We start from the raw sequence: 17,786 nt of genomic DNA, 5'->3' as shown, positions 1-17,786 counted from the left end.
AACGGTTACTCACGAGAAAGGGCGGCTTGCTCCAAGTCCAGCTCGCGCAGCACGCGGAAGAGCACCTCGTCGTCGATCTCGCCGGCGTCCCGCGCCTTGATGAACTCGTCGCGCTCGGCCATCAGCATCGCCGTGCGCAGCCTCCGGTACGCGGCCGCGGGACTCTCGTCCTCCTGCCGGCCGAGCCGTTCCCAGGCGGCGTTGCCCCGGTGCTCGGCGAGCGATCGCAGCTGGTCGCGCACGTGTTCGGGGACGTCCTCGATCTCCTCGTCCAGCCTCGTCACGGCCGCCTGCGCGGCCCGGTGCTGCACCTGGGCCTCGGCCAGCGCGTCCTGCCGCGCGTCGTCGCCCTCGAACCCGATCTTGTTGATCAGCCACGGCAGCGTCGTGCCCTGCAGCAGCAGCGTGGCGACCGTCACCACGAACGCGCAGAACAGGATGATGTCGCGGCCCGGAACTGTTTCCGGGATCGCGGCCGCGGCGGCAAGCGTGACCACGCCGCGCATGCCCGCCCACGAGATCACCGTCACCTGACCGAGGTGCGGCGGCCGGTCCTCGCGTTCCTTGAGCTTCGGGAAGAGGATTCTGGGCAGGTAGGTGGCCGGGTACATCCACACGAACCGCGCCAGGATCGTGGCGAGCAGCACGGCGGCCGCACCGAGCAGCAGGCTGACGTTGAGGTCGACGTCGCTGATGATCGACGAGACCTGCAGGCCGATGAGCGCGAAGACGAACGACTCGAGCAGCACGTCGGCCGAACGCCACACGGCCGCGTCCTGCAGCCGGGTCGTGTAGGTGCCGCGCGGCGCGTTGTGGCCGATGTAGAGGCCCGCGACGACGACCGCGAGGACACCGGAGAACTGGATGCCGAACCCGTGCAGGCCCTCTTCCGCGAGCAAGTAGGCGCCGAACGGCACGAGCAAGCCGAGCGCGCTTTCCAGCACGCCCTCGCAGAGCCGTTTGCGAAGGAAGCGGACCACCACGCCGACGACGAGCCCGACCGCGATGCCGCCCGCGGTGATGTACAGGAACATCCAGACGCTCGCGACCGGGTGCATGGCCGTGCCCGCCGCGGCCGCCACGGCCACCTTGAACGCGGTCAGCGCCGTGGCGTCGTTGATCAGGCTTTCGCCGACCAGCAGCGTCATCGCCCGGCGTTGCAGGCCGAGCTTGCGCCCGATCGCGACGGCGGCGACGGCGTCCGGCGGGGCGACCACCGCGCCGAGGACCAGTGCCGCGGCGAACGGCAGGTCCGGGAAGACGAACTTCGCCGTTACGCCCACCGCGAACGTCGTGAACAGCACGAGCCCGACCGCGAGCAGCCCGATCGGCCGCAGGTTCGCCCGGATGTTGAGGTACGAGCTGTCCAGCGCGGCGCTGTAGAGCAGCGGCGGCAGTACCAGGACCAGGATCAGGTGCGGATCGAGCGCGAACTCCGGGACCCCCGGGATGAACGAGACCACGAGCCCGACCGCGACCAGCACCAGCGGCGCCGACCAGTTCAGGCGGCGCGCGATGGAGGTGACGACCAGCGCCCCGAGCAACAGCAGCAGTAGTTCAGGCCCGACCATGCCGCTCATTCTGCGTAAAGATGGACGGCATGACCTGTTCGCATGTGGAAGCGCTGCCTCGGCTGGTGGAACCCGAGTCCACCGAAGGCTGTGTCGACTGCCTCGCTCTGGGTGAGCACAACTGGGCTCACCTGCGGATGTGCCTGTCCTGCGGGCACGTGGCGTGCTGCGACTCGAGCCCGCGCCGGCACGCGACCGCGCACTTCGGTTCGTCCCAGCATCCGGTCATGCGCTCGTTCGAGCCGGGCGAGGACTGGCGCTGGTGCTATGTGGACAGTGCCATCGTGTGAGTCTTTGCAGTTCCTTTGGATTGATCGTCTGCCCATGTGATCGCGCCCACAGTACGGTTCGAGCGTGGCCAACCCGGACCTCGCCCGCATCGTCGCGGAGCACGACGAGGAGATGCCGTCGCGCTCGCTCTCACCCCGGTGGGAGCGGGCGCTGTGGATCGCCGGTCTGCTGATCGCGCTTCTGGTCCTCAAGCAGGTGTTCTTCCCGTTCGCCAAGGGAAGCCAGTACTACCTGATCATCTTCCTGGCGGTGACCCTGCCGCTGGTGTTCCTGGCGTACGGCCGCGGGCACACGCCGCCCTGGTGGGACTGGGTGCTGGCGGGCCTTGCCTTCCTGGCCGGCGCGTACCCGCTGTTCGGCGGCTTCGACGAGTTCCTCAACCGGCAGGGCCAGCTCTCGACGCTCGACGTGATCGCGGGCTCGGTGCTGCTCCTGCTGATCCTGGAAGCGTGCCGGCGCACGACCGGCTGGGTGCTTCCGGTGGTGTGCGTGGCGTTCATCGCCTACGCCTACTACGGCGGGTTCCTGCCGCCGTCGTGGTCGATCTCGCACTCCGGCGTCGACTTCCCGCAGATCATCAACGGCTTCTTCAACGACGCCAGCGGGTTTTACGGGACACCGCTGGACGTCGCGGCGACCTACATCGTGCTGTTCACGATCTACGGCGCCGTGCTGAACGCCTCCGGTGCCGGGAAGTTCTTCGTCGACATCAGCTTCGCTGCTTTCAGGAAGTCGCGGACCGCTCCTGGGCGTACGGCGGCGACCGCGGGGTTCCTGCTGGGCACGGTCTCCGGCTCGGGCACGGCGACGACCGTGTCGCTGGGCGCGGTGACGTGGCCGATGCTGCAGAAGGCCGGTTATCCCAAGGAGAACGCGGGCGGGCTGCTCGCGGCGTCCGGGATCGGGGCGATCCTGTCGCCGCCCACGCTGGGTGCGGCGGCGTTCATCATCGCCGAGTACCTCCAGGTCTCGTACCTGGAGGTGCTGATCTGGGCGATCATTCCGACGCTGCTCTACTACCTGGGCATCGCGCTGGCGGTCGAAGCCGACGCGCGGCGGTTCGGCGCGCAGCCGGTCGACGTGGACGCGCCGCGGTTCTGGGACGTGCTGAAGCTCGGCTGGTACCACTTCCTGTCGCTCGGGATCATCATCGTGTTCCTGGCGCTGGACATCCCCGTCTACAAGGCCGTGGTGTACGCGACGGGTGTGGCCGCGCTGTTCGCGTTGATCAACCACCGGCGTGACTGGTTCAAGCTGATCGCCGACGCGCTGTCAGTCGGTGTGCGCTCGGCGTTCCCGGTGATCGCGGTGTGCGCGGCGGCCGGTGTGGTCACGTCGACGATCACCAAGACCGGGCTGGGGCAAGCGCTTGCGGGGTCGTTGGTCGACCTGGCTTCGGCGGTGTCGTCGTCACCCGTGGTCGTGTTGATGCTGACCGCGGTGCTGGCGGCTGTGGCGGTGTCGGTGCTGGGCCTGGCCGTGCCCGTCACGGCGTCGTTCATCATCTCGTGGGTCGTCATCGGGCCGGCGTTGATCACGCTGGGCGTCGAGCCCGCCGAGACCGCGATGTTCATCTTCTACTACGCGGTGTTGTCCGAGGTGACGCCGCCGACCGCGCTGGCTGCGGTGGCTGCCGCCGCGCTGACCGGCGGCGATGTCATGAAGACGATGTGGCAGACGTGGAAGTACACGCTGCCGGCGTTCCTCGTGCCGCTGGCGTTCGTGCTGACTGATTCCGGTGCCGCTCTGTTGTTGCGCGGGCCGTTGCTCGACTCGGTGTGGACGTTCGGTGCGTCCGCTCTGGGGGTTGCCGCCCTGGCTGTGCTGACGGGCGGCTGGTTGTTCGGTCCCGCGCGCTGGCCGGAACGCGTTCTGTGCGTGCCGGCGGCGTTGTTCCTGCTTTACCTGCAACCGCTGACGATCGCCATCGGGGCCGGATTCCTCGTGGTGGCCGTGGCGGTCCACCTGGTTACCCGTGGGAGGGTTCGTGATGCTGCGTAAGTACGCGATCGGTGCGATCGCACTCGCGCTGGCTGTTTCCGGTTGTGGTGGCAAGCGCACACCCACGACCCCGGACGCGTCGGGCGGCGGCGCGTCGTGTGAGGCGTCCGACGGCCGGATCACGATCGCGACCGGCAACTCCGGTGGCGTGTACTTCGTGGTCGGCGGCGGCCTCGCCAAGCTGATCTCCGACAACTCGAAGCTGAAGGCCTCTTCTGCCGAGACCGGCGCGTCCGTGCAGAACATCCAGCAGCTCGTGTCCGGCACCTACGACATCGCGTTCTCGCTGGCGGACACCGCCGCGGACGCCATCAACGGCGCCGGCGCGTTCAACGGCAAGAAGGAGAAGATCGCGGCGTTGTCGCGGATCTACCCGAACTACACGCAGGTGCTCGTCCGGGCGGATTCCGGGATCAACTCGATCGCGGACATGAAGGGCAAGCGGATCTCGACGGGGTCGCCGAAGTCCGGCACCGAGGTGATCGCGGGCAGGCTGCTGAAGACGGCGGGGCTCAACATCGACTCCGACGTCCAGGCCCAGCGTTTGGACCTGACCAAGACCGCGGACGGGATGAAGGACGGCAGCATCGACGGCCTGATCTGGTCCGGAGGGTTGCCGACGCCGCAGATCACCGACATCACCACGTCGCTCAAGGACCGGGTGAAGTTCGTCGACATCACCCCGCTGCTGCCGGAGATGAAGAACATCAGCCCGGTGTACGACACGGCCACGATCCCCGCCGCGACCTACGGGACCTCGGACGTTCCCACGATCGTGGTGCCCAACCTGCTGCTCGTGCGCGAGGACTTCGCGGCCAACAACGCGTGCGCCGTGACCAAGCTGATCTTCGACAAGAAGGCCGACCTGGAGAAGGTGCACCCGGCCGTGAAGGACATCTCCCGCGACAAGGCGGCGTCTTCCGAACCGGTTCCGCTGCACCCTGGAGCGAAGCAGGCGCTCGGCTGAACTAGGCTCGGGCATCGTGCGCGTCCTGGTCATCGGGTCTGGAGCCCGTGAGCATGCCCTTGTCCTCGCGTTGTCGCGCGATCCGCAGCTGACTGCTTTGGCGTGCGCGCCTGGCAACGCCGGCATCGCGGGACACTCCGAGATCTACGGCGTGGACGTCGCAGATGCTTCGGCGGTCGCCGCTCTCGCGAAGGAGTGGAAGGCCGACCTGGTCGTGATCGGCCCCGAGCAACCACTGGTCGCCGGGGCCGCCGACGCTGTTCGTGCGCTCGGCATCCCCTGCTTCGGGCCGTCCCGTGCGGCGGCGAAGATCGAGGGGTCCAAGGCGTTCGCCAAGGACGTCATGAACGCGGCGGGGGTGCCGACCGCGCACAGCGAGGTCGTGGACAACCCGGCCCGGCTGGACGCCGCCCTGGGGCGCTTCGGCCCGACGTGGGTCGTGAAGGACGACGGCCTGGCCGCCGGCAAGGGCGTCGTGGTGACGTCCGACCTGGCGCTGGCCCGTGCGCACGCGATGACGTTGCTCGACGGCGGGCACCCCGTGCTGCTGGAGTCCTTCCTGGACGGTCCCGAGGTGTCGCTGTTCTGCGTCACCGACGGTGTTTCCGTCGTTCCGCTGATCCCGGCGCAGGACTTCAAGCGCGTGGGTGACGGGGACCACGGCCCCAACACCGGTGGCATGGGTGCTTACGCGCCGCTGCCGTGGGCGCCAGAGGGCCTGGTGTCGGAGATCGTGTCGCGGTGCGTCCAGCCCGTCGTCGACGAGCTGCGCGCCCGTGAGACGCCGTTCGTCGGGCTGCTGTACGCGGGCCTGGCGCTGACGTCGTCCGGTGTGCAGGTGATCGAGTTCAACTGCCGCTTCGGCGACCCGGAGACCCAGTCGGTGCTCGCGCTGCTGAAGTCGCCGATCTCCGCGTTGTTCCTGGCTGCGTCCACTGGGACTCTCGCGGATCTGCCCGCGCTGGAGTGGGAGAACGGCTACGCGGTGACCGTCGTCGTGGCCGCCGAGGGCTACCCCGGCCGTCCGCGCACTGGTGACGTGATCACCGGCTCCGAGGCCGATGGCGTGCTGCACGCCGGCACGCGCCGCCGTGAAGACGGTGCCGTGGTGTCCGCCGGTGGCCGCGTGCTGTCGGTCGTGGGCACCGGCAAGTCGCTGTCCAAGGCCCGCGAGCGCGCCTACAAGCGGATCGCGGACATCCACCTCACCGGCTCGCACCACCGTTCGGACATCGCGTCGAAGGCCGTCGACGGCACCATCACCGTCCCGTGAGCCTGCTCGGGTCGCTGTTGGGCGGTGCCGTCGGTGACGCGCTGGGCGCGCCGATCGAGTTCTCGTCGATCGACGTGATCCGCCGGCTCTACGGCCCGGACGGTGTCGTCGACCTCCCTCAGCTGGAGATCACCGACGACACCCAGATGACGCTGTTCACGCTGGAAGGCCTGTTGCTGGCCCGTGAACGCGGGGCCGACCCGGTTGCCGCTGTGCACGCCGCCTATCTGCGTTGGCTGCACACGCAAGGCGGCCCTGTCGTGGCTTCTGACGGCCGGCTGATGGCGGACCAGCGCCTGCACTCACGGCGGGCGCCGGGCCACACGTGCATCACCGCGTTGCAGCACAACGAGAAGAACAACTCGAAAGGCTGCGGCGGCGTGATGCGCGCCGCCCCCGTCGCCGTGTGGTCCCGCGACGTGCGCGAGGTGTTCGGCTTGGCGGCGGAGACGGCGCGCCTGACCCACCACCACCCCAGCGGCTACCTGTCCGCGGGCGTGCTGGCAGTGATCGTGCAGATGTTGCTCGGTGGTTCCGATCTGCCCGGCGCGGTCGCCATCGCACGCGCCGAACTGGTCCGCTGGGACGGCCACGAGGAACAGACCTCGTTGCTGGACAAGGCGATCGGCGTGGGTCCACTGACCCCGGAAGAGATCGAATCCGAACTGGGCGGCGGCTGGGTGGGCGAAGAGGCCCTGGCCATCGGCCTGCACGCCGCCCTGGTCGGCGCGGACTTCCCCGCCGCACTGCGCCTGGCCGTGAATCACTCAGGCGACTCGGACTCGACCGGTTCGATCTGCGGCAACATCCTGGGCGCCCGTGACGGCGTCACCGTGATCCCCGCGTCGTGGTTGTCGGTCCTGGAACTGCGAGACGAGATCGAACGCCTGGCCCTCAGCTGGTGACCGGAATCCACAACTCGGCCTTGGCCGTGTCGCCCTCGATCTGCGTGCGCAACATCGACGGTCCCTCAACGCTCTGGTAGCTGTTCGACGGGAACCACTGCGTGTAGACGTCCCGCCACATGTACTGAATCGTCTCGGGATACGGCCCTTCGGTGGTGAACACGGCCCAGGTGTTCTTGGGCACCGTCATCGTCTCGAAGTCCTCCGGGGCCTCCTTGTCCGTGACCACGCCGTGGAAGTAGTCGAGGTGATCTCCTTCCTCGACGCCCTCCTGGTTGTGGGTGAGCGCGACGAGCCCTTCCGGCTCCCCGTCACTGAGGGCTTTCATCCGTTCCAGGTTCGGCATGCCGATGCCCTTGATGAACTCGACGATCGCGGGGTTCATCCCCAGGTGCACCAACGGCACCCGCGTCCCCCGGCCCACGACCTGGAACGCGTCCCTCTCCACGATCCGGTACTCCATGCTCGTACTCCCCTCGACAATCAGCTTGAACGTGAGAATCTGCTGCGACTGCAACGCCTTCTTGTCGTTGCGAGCCTCCTGCGGCCCAACGCCGTGCATGGCCTTGAAAGCCCGCGCGAAGGCCTCGTTGGACCCGTAACCCCACTTCGTCGCAATGTCGAGAAGGGATTCCTGTCCACTGAGGACCTCGCTGGCGGCCTTCGTGAGCCTTCTGCGCCGGACGTACTCGCTCAGCGGAAGCCCCGCGAGCGCGCTGAACAACCGGCGCAGGTGGTACTCACTGGTGCCCGCGATCCGCGCCAGCAACCTGACGTCGACCTCGCTCTCGAGGTCTTGCTCGATCCGGGCCATGGCCTCGTTGAGTCGCTCCAACACGTCCCCAACGCTATGGGCTGCGCGGCCGTCTCACCCGACTTCTCGTGCCCTATCCGATCGCCTTGCGAACCTCGTCTGCCACCTTCTGCGCGATCGGCGTGAACTTGGCGATGAACTCGTCGACGTTCTCGGGCGCCCACGATCCGTACGGGGTGAGCCTGATCTGCGTGCGTCCGGCCACCGACGAGAAGACGAGCGAGTTGCCGATGGGGAACGCGCAGGCGTCGCCGTCACCGACCTTCTCCGTCGCGTTCCTCGACTCGCCGAGCAGCTTCCGCGACGGCGAGTCCGGATCGCAGTCAGGTTCGTAGGTCCTGGCCATGCCGGCGTCCCGATGGACGCTCAGCTGCATCTTCAGGCTGACGCCGCGGTTGCGCTCGAGCTGCTCCGGTGAGCTGCGCTGGCACATCTGAGTGGTGAAGTAGAAGTACTGCGTCACGTTCGTGTCCTTGGGCGTCGACTCCTGGCGCCCCTCGGCCTCGTTGATCTCGGCCTGCACCACACCCGAGTCCTTGGCCTGTGCCAACTGTTCGAAGAGCTCGTCGGTGAGGATCGAGCACGCCGACGGCACGTTCTGGAAACGCCCCGTGTACGCGTACCTGGTCTGCGCGCCGGTCGCCTTCGCGAGGTTGCCCGCGATCTTCTCCAGCAACTTGGCGTGCGCAGCCTTGAAGTCGAGTTCCTTGTTGTCCCCAAGGCGGGCGGCGTTGAGGTGCACAGAGGTCCGGCCGTCCGCGCTGTAGATGCGCGTGACGAAGTCGTCCGGGTTCCTGTCGTCGGGCTTCTTCGCGAACGCCCTGAGCCCACCGACGGTCATCTCGACGTCATCGCCGATCACCTGGGGAGGTAGGAGGTCGTTGAACGGCCGCTGCTCCACGGTGAGCACGAGCATCTCGGTCCGATCCTGCTTCGACGCGTCGTAGCGGCAGACCGAGATCCCGTCGTTCGCGTCCTTCACGGTGGCCTCAGCCACCGGCACGGACTTCTCCACGTACGTCTGGCTGTGCAGGTCGTGCGCCACATCACCGAAGCCGGTCTCCTCCAGCACCGCCGCCGGCATCAGCGTGCAGGCGTCGATGACGGTCAGGTCCCCGTACTTCACCACCTCGGCCGAGGTCGTCTCCTCGAGGACGTCGTCGTCCGGTGGACCGGCCTCTTGTTTCGCCGCAGGCTTCTGGTCATTAGTGACCAGCACCGCCGCCGTGATGCCACCACCCAAGAGCACAAGCACCCCGACAACAGCACCGACGATCATTCCAACGCGCCTCTTGCGTGGCGGCTGTTGGAAGGGTTGCTGTGGATACTGCTGAAACGGATAGGGCTGCTGAAACGGCTGTTGCGGTGGGTAAGGCTGTTGTGGACCGTGCACGTGTTCCCCCAGGTAGTCGTGAGCCTTCCTCCCCCGGCCGGGGAAGTTACCGGAATCGCGACGCACCGCCATCGGAAACGGAACTGAGAGTGACGTGGAACCAACCAGGGGTGGTCTTCGTCCAACCACAGGTACGTCTTACGCAGGCGTTGGTAACCTGCGAAGCGGGACCGAACCGTTACCGACCGTACGGGGGTAGGACGTCGTGACACAGGAGAACGCGGGGGCGGATGCCGTTCTCGGTGCCGCTGCGGGACTGGCTGGTGGCGCGATGGCCGGTGCGGTCACCGCGCTCAGGGCCGCGAACTCGGTCATGGACCGAGTGTCGGAGAGCATGGCCGGCGGGGGAACCCAGAAGTTCCACGTCGAGAAGGACACCGTCCTGAAGGCCGGCAAGATCATTCATGACCAGTGGCTGTTGCTTGACCAGGCATACGAAGACATTGTGCCAATGTTGCGGATCAACTTCAGCGGCGACGACGTCACAGCAGACGTTGTCGAGGCGTGGAATGACCGTCTTGTTGGCGAGCGTGAGGACTCTTACGTCAAGCGGATCGGGCTCTACAAGGACGCTCTGAAGAGTCTTTCCGATCAGCTGAAGGCGTCTGCCGAGCAGTACGGTCTCACCGAAGAAGACATCAAGACGACGTTCAGGCCGAAAGCGTGAAGATGCGTATTTCCAAACTAGCCGCCACAGTCTTCGTTGCGGCGACGGTAGCGGCCTGTTCGACTGGTGGTGAAAAGGGGACGCCGACACCGGCCCCTCCGTCGAGCTCTGCTTCTGGTAATGAATCCGGGAGTAATCTTCCTGCGCGTCCGTCGAGTCTCAAGTTGGATTCAGTGGATGCCTGCAAGTTGTTGACCTCAGATCAGATGGCGCAGCTCCAGACAGTCGCCACCAGGTCGGTGGAACTTCCTCTGGTGGACGGAGCGAAATCGCCCAGTTGTCATTACCGCAGTGAAGACAGTTTCACCTACACAGTTGGTGCTGTGACGCACAACGGTGTGTCCTACTGGCTACAAGGGGGCAACTTCGACACCAAGGTGGTCAAGGTTGCCGACTTCAGCGCGGTCGAGATCCAACTGAAGGGCGTGTCTGGCTTCGACTGCTCGGTTGCGATCGATGTGGCAGACGGTCAGCAATTGATGGTCAGCTACATCCCGACCTCTGCCAAGAAACCGGCACAGTCCGTGTTGTGCGGCAACGCTGAGAAAGCCGCCGATTTCGCACTCGCGACGCTCAAGACATTGAAGTGAGGGGGAGTCATGTCGGGTTATCGGCAGCTCACTGACTGGAACTTCGAGGGCTGGTCCAACGAGAAGCTCGCGGAACAGGTCCAGAAGCTCTCGAGCACCACGGTCGCTTCGAAGTTCGGCGAAGCCTCCGCGGCGCTGCGGGATCTTGCCAACACCCTGGACAGCGTGGACAGGACGATCCAGGCCCAGCTCAAGCCACTCGAGATCGACTGGGGTGGCGCGGCCGGTGAGAAGGGCCGCGAGACGACAACGGTCGTGGCCAAGAACGCCGAGAACAGCAGCCAGACGTCGGACCAGAACTCGCAGGCCATTGCGCAGCAGGGCGAGAGCACCAGCACCGCCCGCCACAGCACGCCTCCCGAGCAGGACCTCCGCGGCGACACCGAGCAGAACTTCAAGGACAAGGTCGGCGGCTTCTTCGGCATCGAGACCGACCACGCCGCTGAGGTCGAGCAGACCAACAAAGCGCGTCAGCAGGCCATCGACACCCTCAACGGTTATGTGTCGAACAGCCAAGGCTCGTTGGACGGTTTCCGCGCTCCCGACAAGGCGCCGGACATGGTGGTCACCAGCGGTGCTGTCGCCACGCCCGTTGGACCCCCGGTCGGCACCCCCACCGCAGGCACCCCAGGCATCCACGGCGGCCCCGGCTTCACCGGCACCCCGGGCAGCCCCGGCTCGCCAGGTGTCCCGGTCGGCCCCACCCCCGGCATCCCCGGTAACGCCACCGGCGTGATCCCGGGCACCGGCACGCCAACCCCCCTCGCGGCAGGCTCCGGCTTCCCGAAGCCGTTCATCGGCCCGTCGATCGGCATCACCGCCGCCACCGCGGCCGCATCCGGCCTGGCCGGCGCTACCGGCGCCGCAAGGGGAGCCCAGGTCGTGGGCGGCGGACGTGGACCCAGCCAGGCGCCGAAGACGCCCATCGCGCCCGCCGGGCCGAAGGGTGCGCCCAGCACCATCGGTGCGGGTGGCGGCAAGGGTGGTGGCGCGGGCGGCGCGGCCGGGCCTGGCGCTACCGGTGCTGCTGGCAAGGGCGCGGTCACGCCTGGTGGCGCGGCTGGTGTCGGGCCTGAGGCGAACCGGGCCGGCGCTGCTGCCGGCAAGGGTGGCGTTGGCGGTAAGGGTGGCGGGTCGCTCATGTCGCCCGCGGCCAGTGCGGCCAAGGGCGATGGCGAGGAGGACGGCGAGCACGTGCGCAAGTACGGCGTCGACTCCGACGAGATGTTCGGCGATGACCGCATGGTGGTGCAGTCCGTCATCGGCGAAGACCCTAAGGATCAGTAATCCCTTGAGCTCACCAGGTTCTGTGGTTTTGTCCACAGTGGAGTTCGCCGTGGTCTGGGAGGCGCAACGCCTCCCGGCCGCGCACGTTGCTCTGGACACGCGGATTCCGTCCATCACCCACACCGAGAAGGCCGAGGTGGTGAAGCGGGCCTGGGAGTCGTTGGAGTCTCGGGGTTTGGCCGACAACGGCCGGGTGGTGCCCGAGCTCGCGGACGGGTTCGCGTTGCTGGCCAACTCGACCACGTCCGTCGACCTGTGGATCTGGGCGGATCGGCAGATCAGCGGGCTCGCCGCGGCCATCGGCGACGAGGCGATCCTGGCGGTGCAGGATCGCGACGAGATGTGGTTGATCGAGGCTCGTGGGACCGCTCTCGCCGAGGCCGCGGTGTCGGTCGCCGGGGAGATGCCCGCCGGGTTCGGACGGTCGATCAGCCTGCCTTACGACGAACTCGTGGCCGCCTCCAAGAACGTCGGGCAGGACGCTCAGCGGTTGATCACCGCGCTGGAGCGGCAGGGAATGCGGCTCGGTGACGCGCAGGAGCTCGCCGGAATGCTCGACGGCACGTCCACGCGCGGGCAGTTCGGTGTGCAGCGCAACGGGCGGCGTGCCCGTCGGGTTGTTTCTTTTCACGACACGCACAACGGGCGTTATCTTCGCCAGCTCAAGCCGAGCAGTGACGGGCGCCAGTGGTGCACCATCACGCCGGTCGACAACCATCGCCTCGCGGGTTCCATCTGGGAGCTCCTGCAAGAAGTGTGATCGCGGAACCCCTGACCGTGCCCGCCCGTCGAAGCTGAGGGGCGGGCACGAACGAGCGAATCGGCGCCCTGCCTGGCGCAGTTCGTTCTAAGGTCTTCGAGGAGACATGAGGGGGTAGGCGCGCATGGCTGTGGCGAAGTTCAACAGCGAAGCCATGGAACAGTGCCGCACGACCGTGAGCAGTCAGGCCGGGCAATTCGGCGCGATCGGTGACGGCTTTTCCAATCAGTACGGCAATCCGGACATTTTCGGAAAACTCGGCGCTTCCGGCGCTGTTTCGGGCGCGGTGACCGCAATGGATCAGGCGGGCACGCAGGAGTTCGAGGCGGCGGAGAAGGTGTTGCGCAAGGTCGAAAGCGCGCTCGACGCGATTCAGACCGGCGTGCAGGACGTCGAGGAAGTCAACAAGAACTCCATGAAGGCGGTGTGACGTGAGCGCGATGGACGAGGTCGCGGCGCTGCCCGGCGGAGCGGAGCTGGCCGCACTCGCTGACAAGATCGAGACCGCGCAACCGCAGGCCGTGCGCGACATCGCGAACCGTTGGAAGCAGGCGGCCGGCAAGTGCGGTGACCAGACGAACGTCCTGCTGCGGTCGGTCAGCCAGCTCGACGGCGGCTGGGAGGGCAAGTCGGCGGACGGCTTCGTCGCCTACATGGGCAACCTCACCAAGTGCGGCACGTCGATGGCGGACGCGCTCAACGGTGCCGCGGCCGACCTGGAGGCGGCCGCGAACGCGTTGGAGACCGCCAAGTCCTCGATGAGCCGCATCTGCGAGGACCTGCTGAGCCGCGCCCGGCAGACGCGCCAGCAGCTCCACAACCAGCCGCAGGAAGACGTCGACAGCGTCATCCGCAGCTACTGCGCCGAGGCCACGAGCGACGCGAAACCTGTTGTCTCCCAAGCGGAAAACGCCGTGAACGCCGCCGCAGGCACTCTCAAGGGCCGCCCCGGCGCGCTGTCACCGAAGTTCTCCGGCCTGCAGGACCCGGCCACGCAGGCCTTCGTCCCGCAACCCGGCAAGCCGATCGAGTGGGCGCCGAGCGCGCCGCCGGACGACTCCACCAAACAGTCCACAGCGGACGCACCGCCGCAGTCGACGCCTACGCCCACGCCCTCGAACCACGGCGGCGGTGGCGGCGGAGGTGGCGGCGGCGCATCCGGTGGCGGTGGCGGCGGTGGCGGTGGTGAGGGCGGCGGCGGTGGCGGCGGCATGGGCCCCAGCGGCGGCCCGCCGTCCGGCAGCCCACCTCCCGGCAACGTCGAGGAGTGGATCCGCGAGGCCATCAAGATCCTGCAGGCCAACGGCATCCCGGTCACCGACGCGAACATCGACGAGATCTGGAAGATCATCGAGAAGGAGTCCAGCGGCAACCCGCACGCCATCAACCTCTGGGACTCCAACTACCAGGCAGGGCACCCGTCCAAGGGTCTGATGCAGTGCATCGACTCGACGTTCAACGCCCACAAGCTGCCCGGCCACGACGACATCTGGAACCCGGTCGACAACATCATCGCCGGCGTCAAGTACACGTTCTCGCGCTACGGCGGCTTCGAAGGCCACCCCGGCCTCAAGGCGATGTCCCAGGGCGGCGGGTACCAGGGTTACTGACCGGATCAGCAGCGGGGAGTTAGCCTGGCGGCATGCTGACCGTGGCCGCCCGCGCCGACGTCCCGCCCTTCCACGTCATGGACGTGCTTTCCGCTGCCGCACAACGGCAGCGGACGCACGGCGACGTGATCTCGCTGGCCGCGGGGCAGCCTTCCAGTCCGGCGCCGCGGCCGGTGCGGGAGGCGGCGGCGAGGGCGCTCGACGACCACGCGCTGGGCTACACCGAGCAGCTCGGGATTCCCGAGCTGCGCACGGCCATCGCCGGGCACTACCGGCGCCAGTACGACCTGGACGTGACGGCCGACGACGTGGTCGTCACGACCGGGTCGTCTGGCGCGTTCACGCTGGCGTTCCTCGCGGCCTTCGACGCCGGCGACCGAGTTGCCCTGGCGCGCCCCGGATATCCCGCCTACCGCAACATCCTGAAGGCGCTCGGATGTGAGGTCGTCGAACTGCCGTGCGGGCCGGAGACGCGGTTCCAGCCCACGGTCGAGATGCTCGACGAGGACCTCAAGGGCGTGATCGTCGCCAGCCCGGCCAATCCCACCGGGACCATGGTGGACGTCGGACCGATCGCACGGTGGTGCGAGGACAACGGCGTGCAGCTGGTCAGCGACGAGATCTACCACGGCATCAGCTACGGCGAACCGCTGCGCTGCGCCTGGGAGACGTCGAAGGAGTCGATCGTCGTCAACTCGTTCTCGAAGGCGTTCGCGATGACGGGCTGGCGGCTCGGCTGGATGCTGCTGCCGGAACGCCTGCGCAGGGCCGTGGACTGCCTGACCGGCAACTTCACGCTGTGCCCGCCCGCTCTGGCCCAATATGCCGCCGTCGAGGCGTTCCACCCCGACGCCTACGCGGAGACCGCACAGCACCTCCAGCGGTACAGGACCAACCGCGACCTCCTGCTCGAAGGCCTGACGAACCTCGGGATCGACAAGCTGGCACCGGCGGACGGCGCGTTCTACGTCTACGCGGACGTCCGGCACCTGACGGACGACTCGATGGGCTTCTGCAAGAAGCTCCTCGACGACACCGGGCTCGCGATCGTGCCGGGCATCGACTTCGACCCGGTCGACGGGCACCACTTCGTGCGGATGTCGTTCGCGGGCGCCACTGAGGACATCGAGGAGGCGCTCCGCCGTCTCAAGACCTGGATCTAGATCGCAACAAAGCGGGCCCGCCGGACGTTCACAGAGCGGAGAAGGGGAGGGAACCCATGTGGGCGATCATCGGGTGGCTGGTGGCGATCTGGATCGTGCTGGCCGTCGTCGGAGCCGTGGTGAAAGGCCTTTTCTGGCTCGCTGTGATTGGAGGACTACTCCTCGCAGGCACGGCTGCTTACGGTGCGATCAAATCCAAGCGGTGACCCTGGTCTAAACGGGACACACCGCTCACCATGAAGCGGTGTTGCAGTCCAACGAGGCCCGCCTCGAGCGGTGGGAACGAAAGGTCGAGTGGCCGCTGACGGCGCTCGCCCTGCTTTTCCTCGCCGCCTACGCGTGGCAGGTTTTCGATGATCACGGGAGCATGCATTTCGCGCTCGAGATCGTGTTGTGGCTGGTCTGGGCCGTGTTCGCGGCTGATTACGCGACCCGGTTCAGCCTCGCCCAGAACAAGATCCAATTCTTGAAGACGCACCTGTTCGATCTTGCGGCGGTCGTGCTGCCGATGGTCCGGCAGCTCAGGGTCCTCCGGCTGATCACCGTCATCACGCTGTTGAACAAGAAGTTCCAGCACAAAATCCGGCAACGGGTGAGCATTTACGTTGCCGGTGTGACGGTAATCGTCGTTTTTTGCGCGAGCCTCGCCGTGCTGGACGCCGAAAGGCACGCGGAAAACGCGAGCATCACGACGTTCGGCGACGCGCTGTGGTGGACGCTCACCACCATGTCGACGGTCGGCTACGGCGACCGCTACCCCATCACGGCCGAGGGAAGGCTGGTGGCGGGGCTGCTCATGGTCGGCGGCATCGCGTTGCTCGGTGTCATCACCGGAACGATCGCCAGCTGGTTGGTGGAGAAGCTGCGCGGCGTCGAGGAAGCCGAGCTCGAGATCGCGCAGGAGATCCGGAACCTACGCGCCGAGATCGCCGAACTCCGCGCGGAGCTCAACACGCGCAGCGGCAGCTGACGTCCACAGCCGCGCGTCGATCCCGAACGCCAGCGCGCCGTCGATGTTCGACTGCCGGTCGTCGAAGAAGATCAGGTCGGCCGGAGCAGCACCCAGCACGGTGCACAGGTGCTCCCAGATCGCCACGTCCGGCTTCGCGCACCCGAGATCACCGGAGAAGATCAGGTGCCGGAAGTGCTTGGCCCACGGCACCTTCTCGGCCAGCCGCGCGAACGTCACCGGCGCGTTCGACAGCAACGCCAGCGGCACGCCCAGCGAGTCCAGGTCGTCGATCAACGTCACGGTGTCCGCCACCGGGTCGTCCAGCCACCCGGCGTTGTCCAGCGCGGTCAGCTCGCGCACGGTGGCATCGTCGAACGACAGGTCCAAAGAGGACCCGATCAGCGACCAGTAGTCGGCGTCCTGCCCACCGCGGTCGTAGGCGTCACGGTCCCAGTACGCGGCCTCGAAGGCCTCCAGAGGCACCCCGAGCCGCGCGGCGATCGCGGGCAGCGCCGGATTCCGCTGGCTGATGACCTCGCCGAAGTCGAACACGATCCAGCGCATCTCAGGCGTCCTCTCGTAGCCGGCGCAGCACCTCGGCGATGTCGGACGAGCCCACGTCGCCGTGCGTCACGAACCGGACCTTGCCGGACATCGGACTGGCGAAAACCCCGACCTCCCGCAACGACAACAGCGTCTTGTCCAGGTCGGGAACGGAGGCCAGCACGATGTTCGTGGCCGGCTCCGGCACGTCCCACCCCAGCTCGCGCAACCCGGCCGCCAGAGCCGAAGCGTGCGCGTGGTCGTCGGCGAGCCGGGAGATCCGGTCCAGCGCGACCAGACCGGCGGCGGCCAGCACACCACCCTGCCGGACCCCACCGCCGAGCATCTTCCGCACGCGCCGAGCCTCGACCACGAAGGCCGCGGACCCGGCCACCACGGACCCGACCGGAGCTCCGAGCCCCTTGGACAGGCACACCTGCACGGTGTCCACCCCAACGGCCAGATCAGCGGGCGACACCCCAAGTGCCACCGACGCGTTCCACAGCCGTGCGCCGTCGAGGTGCACAGCCAGCCCAATGGACCGTGCCGCCGACACCAACGATGCGTGCTCATCAACCGTGGTCACAGTGCCGCCGGAAGCGTTGTGCGTGTTCTCCACACACAACAACGTGGTGCGAAGCCCGTAATAGGGAGACTCACCACCGCCGGCGGCCACCACGGCCTCCGGAGACATGACAGGCAGCGCGTGCGGCATCCCACCGGCCAGCCAGGCCGCGGTCCCCAGTTCGGCGTCCAGCACGTGCGCGCCGAGCGGAGCCAGGAACCGGTCCCCGCGGTCGAGGTGCAGGAACAACGCGATCAGGTTGCCCATCGATCCGGACGGCACCCACAGCGCGGCTTCGACGCCGAGCAGCGCGGCGATCCGTTCTTCCAGCGCGGCCATCGTCGGGTCGTGGTCCAGCACGTCGTCGCCGACCTCGGCGGAGGCCATCGCGCGACGCATCTCCTCGTCCGGCTGGGTGACGGTGTCCGAGCGCA

Annotated in this window: 19 protein-coding genes; 14 read left to right on the top strand and 5 right to left on the bottom strand. The window is 67.5% G+C overall.

Annotated elements, in window-relative coordinates; genetic code table 11:
• Positions 1–5: 5 nt before the first annotated feature.
• Entirely contained in the window at positions 6–1,571 is a 1,566-nt protein-coding gene (locus ACWGE0_RS30070; RefSeq protein ID WP_452264255.1) for a Na+/H+ antiporter, read from the bottom strand.
• Between the two features lie 29 nt (positions 1,572–1,600).
• On the opposite strand from ACWGE0_RS30070, the gene ACWGE0_RS30065 reads away from it, so the two are divergent.
• From ACWGE0_RS30065 to ACWGE0_RS30045, 5 genes are all read left to right on the top strand, one after another.
• Positions 1,601–1,861, top strand: a complete 261-nt coding sequence (locus tag ACWGE0_RS30065; protein WP_452264254.1) for a UBP-type zinc finger domain-containing protein — start codon at positions 1,601–1,603, stop codon at positions 1,859–1,861.
• Between the two features lie 112 nt (positions 1,862–1,973).
• Complete coding sequence (locus ACWGE0_RS30060) at positions 1,974–3,863, top strand: TRAP transporter permease (protein WP_452264297.1); 1,890 nt, start codon at positions 1,974–1,976, stop codon at positions 3,861–3,863.
• Positions 3,853–4,830 (top strand): TAXI family TRAP transporter solute-binding subunit, encoded by a 978-nt coding sequence (locus ACWGE0_RS30055; RefSeq protein WP_452264296.1) that lies wholly within the window; start codon positions 3,853–3,855, stop codon positions 4,828–4,830. The genes ACWGE0_RS30060 and ACWGE0_RS30055 overlap by 11 nt, the downstream gene beginning before the upstream one ends.
• A 16-nt stretch (positions 4,831–4,846) precedes the next feature.
• Complete coding sequence (gene purD / locus ACWGE0_RS30050; RefSeq protein ID WP_452264253.1) at positions 4,847–6,103, top strand: phosphoribosylamine--glycine ligase; 1,257 nt, start codon at positions 4,847–4,849, stop codon at positions 6,101–6,103.
• Positions 6,100–7,008, top strand: coding sequence for an ADP-ribosylglycohydrolase family protein (locus ACWGE0_RS30045; protein ID WP_452264252.1), 909 nt, complete (start codon positions 6,100–6,102; stop codon positions 7,006–7,008). The genes purD and ACWGE0_RS30045 overlap by 4 nt, the downstream gene beginning before the upstream one ends.
• On the opposite strand, the gene ACWGE0_RS30040 is transcribed toward ACWGE0_RS30045, so the two are convergent.
• Together ACWGE0_RS30040 and ACWGE0_RS30035 are read right to left on the bottom strand one after the other, a co-directional pair.
• Positions 6,998–7,846: an AraC family transcriptional regulator gene (locus ACWGE0_RS30040; protein WP_452264251.1), complete on the bottom strand. Its 849-nt coding sequence runs from the start codon at positions 7,844–7,846 to the stop codon at positions 6,998–7,000. The two genes, ACWGE0_RS30045 and ACWGE0_RS30040, sit on opposite strands and share 11 nt — an antisense overlap.
• Positions 7,847–7,895: 49 nt before the next feature.
• Entirely contained in the window at positions 7,896–9,077 is a 1,182-nt protein-coding gene (locus ACWGE0_RS30035; RefSeq protein WP_452264250.1) for a hypothetical protein, read from the bottom strand.
• A 343-nt stretch (positions 9,078–9,420) separates the two neighbouring features.
• Here ACWGE0_RS30035 and ACWGE0_RS30030 point away from each other — a divergent pair, with 343 nt between their 5' ends.
• The 9 genes from ACWGE0_RS30030 to ACWGE0_RS29990 all read left to right on the top strand — a co-directional run bounded on the left by ACWGE0_RS30030 (position 9,421) and on the right by ACWGE0_RS29990 (position 16,262).
• The gene (locus ACWGE0_RS30030) at positions 9,421–9,882 is read left to right on the top strand and encodes a hypothetical protein (protein ID WP_452264249.1); all 462 of its coding nucleotides are present in this window, start codon (positions 9,421–9,423) and stop codon (positions 9,880–9,882) included.
• 2 nt (positions 9,883–9,884) lie between these two features.
• Positions 9,885–10,472: a DUF3558 domain-containing protein gene (locus ACWGE0_RS30025; protein ID WP_452264295.1), complete on the top strand. Its 588-nt coding sequence runs from the start codon at positions 9,885–9,887 to the stop codon at positions 10,470–10,472.
• A gap of 9 nt (positions 10,473–10,481) precedes the next feature.
• A complete protein-coding gene (locus ACWGE0_RS30020) occupies positions 10,482–11,759 on the top strand; it encodes a hypothetical protein (RefSeq protein ID WP_452264248.1) in 1,278 nt (425 codons plus the stop codon).
• Between the two features lie 22 nt (positions 11,760–11,781).
• Positions 11,782–12,519, top strand: coding sequence for an ESX secretion-associated protein EspG (locus tag ACWGE0_RS30015; RefSeq protein ID WP_452264247.1), 738 nt, complete (start codon positions 11,782–11,784; stop codon positions 12,517–12,519).
• A 124-nt stretch (positions 12,520–12,643) separates the two neighbouring features.
• Positions 12,644–12,949, top strand: coding sequence for a hypothetical protein (locus ACWGE0_RS30010; protein WP_452264246.1), 306 nt, complete (start codon positions 12,644–12,646; stop codon positions 12,947–12,949).
• Between the two features lies 1 nt (position 12,950).
• Positions 12,951–14,129, top strand: a complete 1,179-nt coding sequence (locus ACWGE0_RS30005) for a transglycosylase SLT domain-containing protein (RefSeq protein ID WP_452264245.1) — start codon at positions 12,951–12,953, stop codon at positions 14,127–14,129.
• 32 nt (positions 14,130–14,161) lie between these two features.
• A complete protein-coding gene (locus tag ACWGE0_RS30000) occupies positions 14,162–15,292 on the top strand; it encodes a pyridoxal phosphate-dependent aminotransferase (RefSeq protein WP_452264244.1) in 1,131 nt (376 codons plus the stop codon).
• Between the two features lie 56 nt (positions 15,293–15,348).
• Positions 15,349–15,498: a hypothetical protein gene (locus ACWGE0_RS29995; RefSeq protein WP_166049133.1), complete on the top strand. Its 150-nt coding sequence runs from the start codon at positions 15,349–15,351 to the stop codon at positions 15,496–15,498.
• A gap of 38 nt (positions 15,499–15,536) precedes the next feature.
• Positions 15,537–16,262 (top strand): potassium channel family protein, encoded by a 726-nt coding sequence (locus ACWGE0_RS29990; protein ID WP_452264243.1) that lies wholly within the window; start codon positions 15,537–15,539, stop codon positions 16,260–16,262.
• On the opposite strand, the gene ACWGE0_RS29985 is transcribed toward ACWGE0_RS29990, so the two are convergent.
• Both ACWGE0_RS29985 and ACWGE0_RS29980 read right to left on the bottom strand, forming a co-directional pair.
• Positions 16,206–16,808, bottom strand: a complete 603-nt coding sequence (locus tag ACWGE0_RS29985) for an HAD-IA family hydrolase (protein ID WP_452264242.1) — start codon at positions 16,806–16,808, stop codon at positions 16,206–16,208. The genes ACWGE0_RS29990 and ACWGE0_RS29985 overlap by 57 nt on opposite strands.
• A 1-nt stretch (position 16,809) precedes the next feature.
• Positions 16,810–17,751 (bottom strand): threonine aldolase family protein, encoded by a 942-nt coding sequence (locus tag ACWGE0_RS29980; RefSeq protein ID WP_452264294.1) that lies wholly within the window; start codon positions 17,749–17,751, stop codon positions 16,810–16,812.
• Positions 17,752–17,786: the final 35 nt, after the last annotated feature.

The sequence above is a fragment of the Lentzea sp. NPDC054927 genome (assembly GCF_053610285.1).
Note: the sequence above shows the minus strand (reverse complement) of the source record. Positions and strands in the feature narration are given on the sequence as shown.

Excerpts from the sequence above, each read along its gene's own strand:
- ACWGE0_RS30070 (WP_452264255.1), bottom strand. The coding sequence starts at position 1,571 with ATGGTCGGGCCTGAACTACTGCTGCTGTTGCTCGGGGCGCTGGTCGTC.
- ACWGE0_RS30065 (WP_452264254.1), top strand. The coding sequence starts at position 1,601 with ATGACCTGTTCGCATGTGGAAGCGCTGCCTCGGCTGGTGGAACCCGAG.
- ACWGE0_RS30060 (WP_452264297.1), top strand. The coding sequence starts at position 1,974 with ATGCCGTCGCGCTCGCTCTCACCCCGGTGGGAGCGGGCGCTGTGGATC.
- ACWGE0_RS30055 (WP_452264296.1), top strand. The coding sequence starts at position 3,853 with ATGCTGCGTAAGTACGCGATCGGTGCGATCGCACTCGCGCTGGCTGTT.
- ACWGE0_RS30025 (WP_452264295.1), top strand. The coding sequence starts at position 9,885 with ATGCGTATTTCCAAACTAGCCGCCACAGTCTTCGTTGCGGCGACGGTA.
- ACWGE0_RS30020 (WP_452264248.1), top strand. The coding sequence starts at position 10,482 with ATGTCGGGTTATCGGCAGCTCACTGACTGGAACTTCGAGGGCTGGTCC.
- ACWGE0_RS30010 (WP_452264246.1), top strand. The coding sequence starts at position 12,644 with ATGGCTGTGGCGAAGTTCAACAGCGAAGCCATGGAACAGTGCCGCACG.
- ACWGE0_RS30000 (WP_452264244.1), top strand. The coding sequence starts at position 14,162 with ATGCTGACCGTGGCCGCCCGCGCCGACGTCCCGCCCTTCCACGTCATG.
- ACWGE0_RS29995 (WP_166049133.1), top strand. The coding sequence starts at position 15,349 with ATGTGGGCGATCATCGGGTGGCTGGTGGCGATCTGGATCGTGCTGGCC.
- ACWGE0_RS29985 (WP_452264242.1), bottom strand. The coding sequence starts at position 16,808 with ATGCGCTGGATCGTGTTCGACTTCGGCGAGGTCATCAGCCAGCGGAAT.
- ACWGE0_RS29980 (WP_452264294.1), bottom strand. The coding sequence starts at position 17,751 with ATGCGTCGCGCGATGGCCTCCGCCGAGGTCGGCGACGACGTGCTGGAC.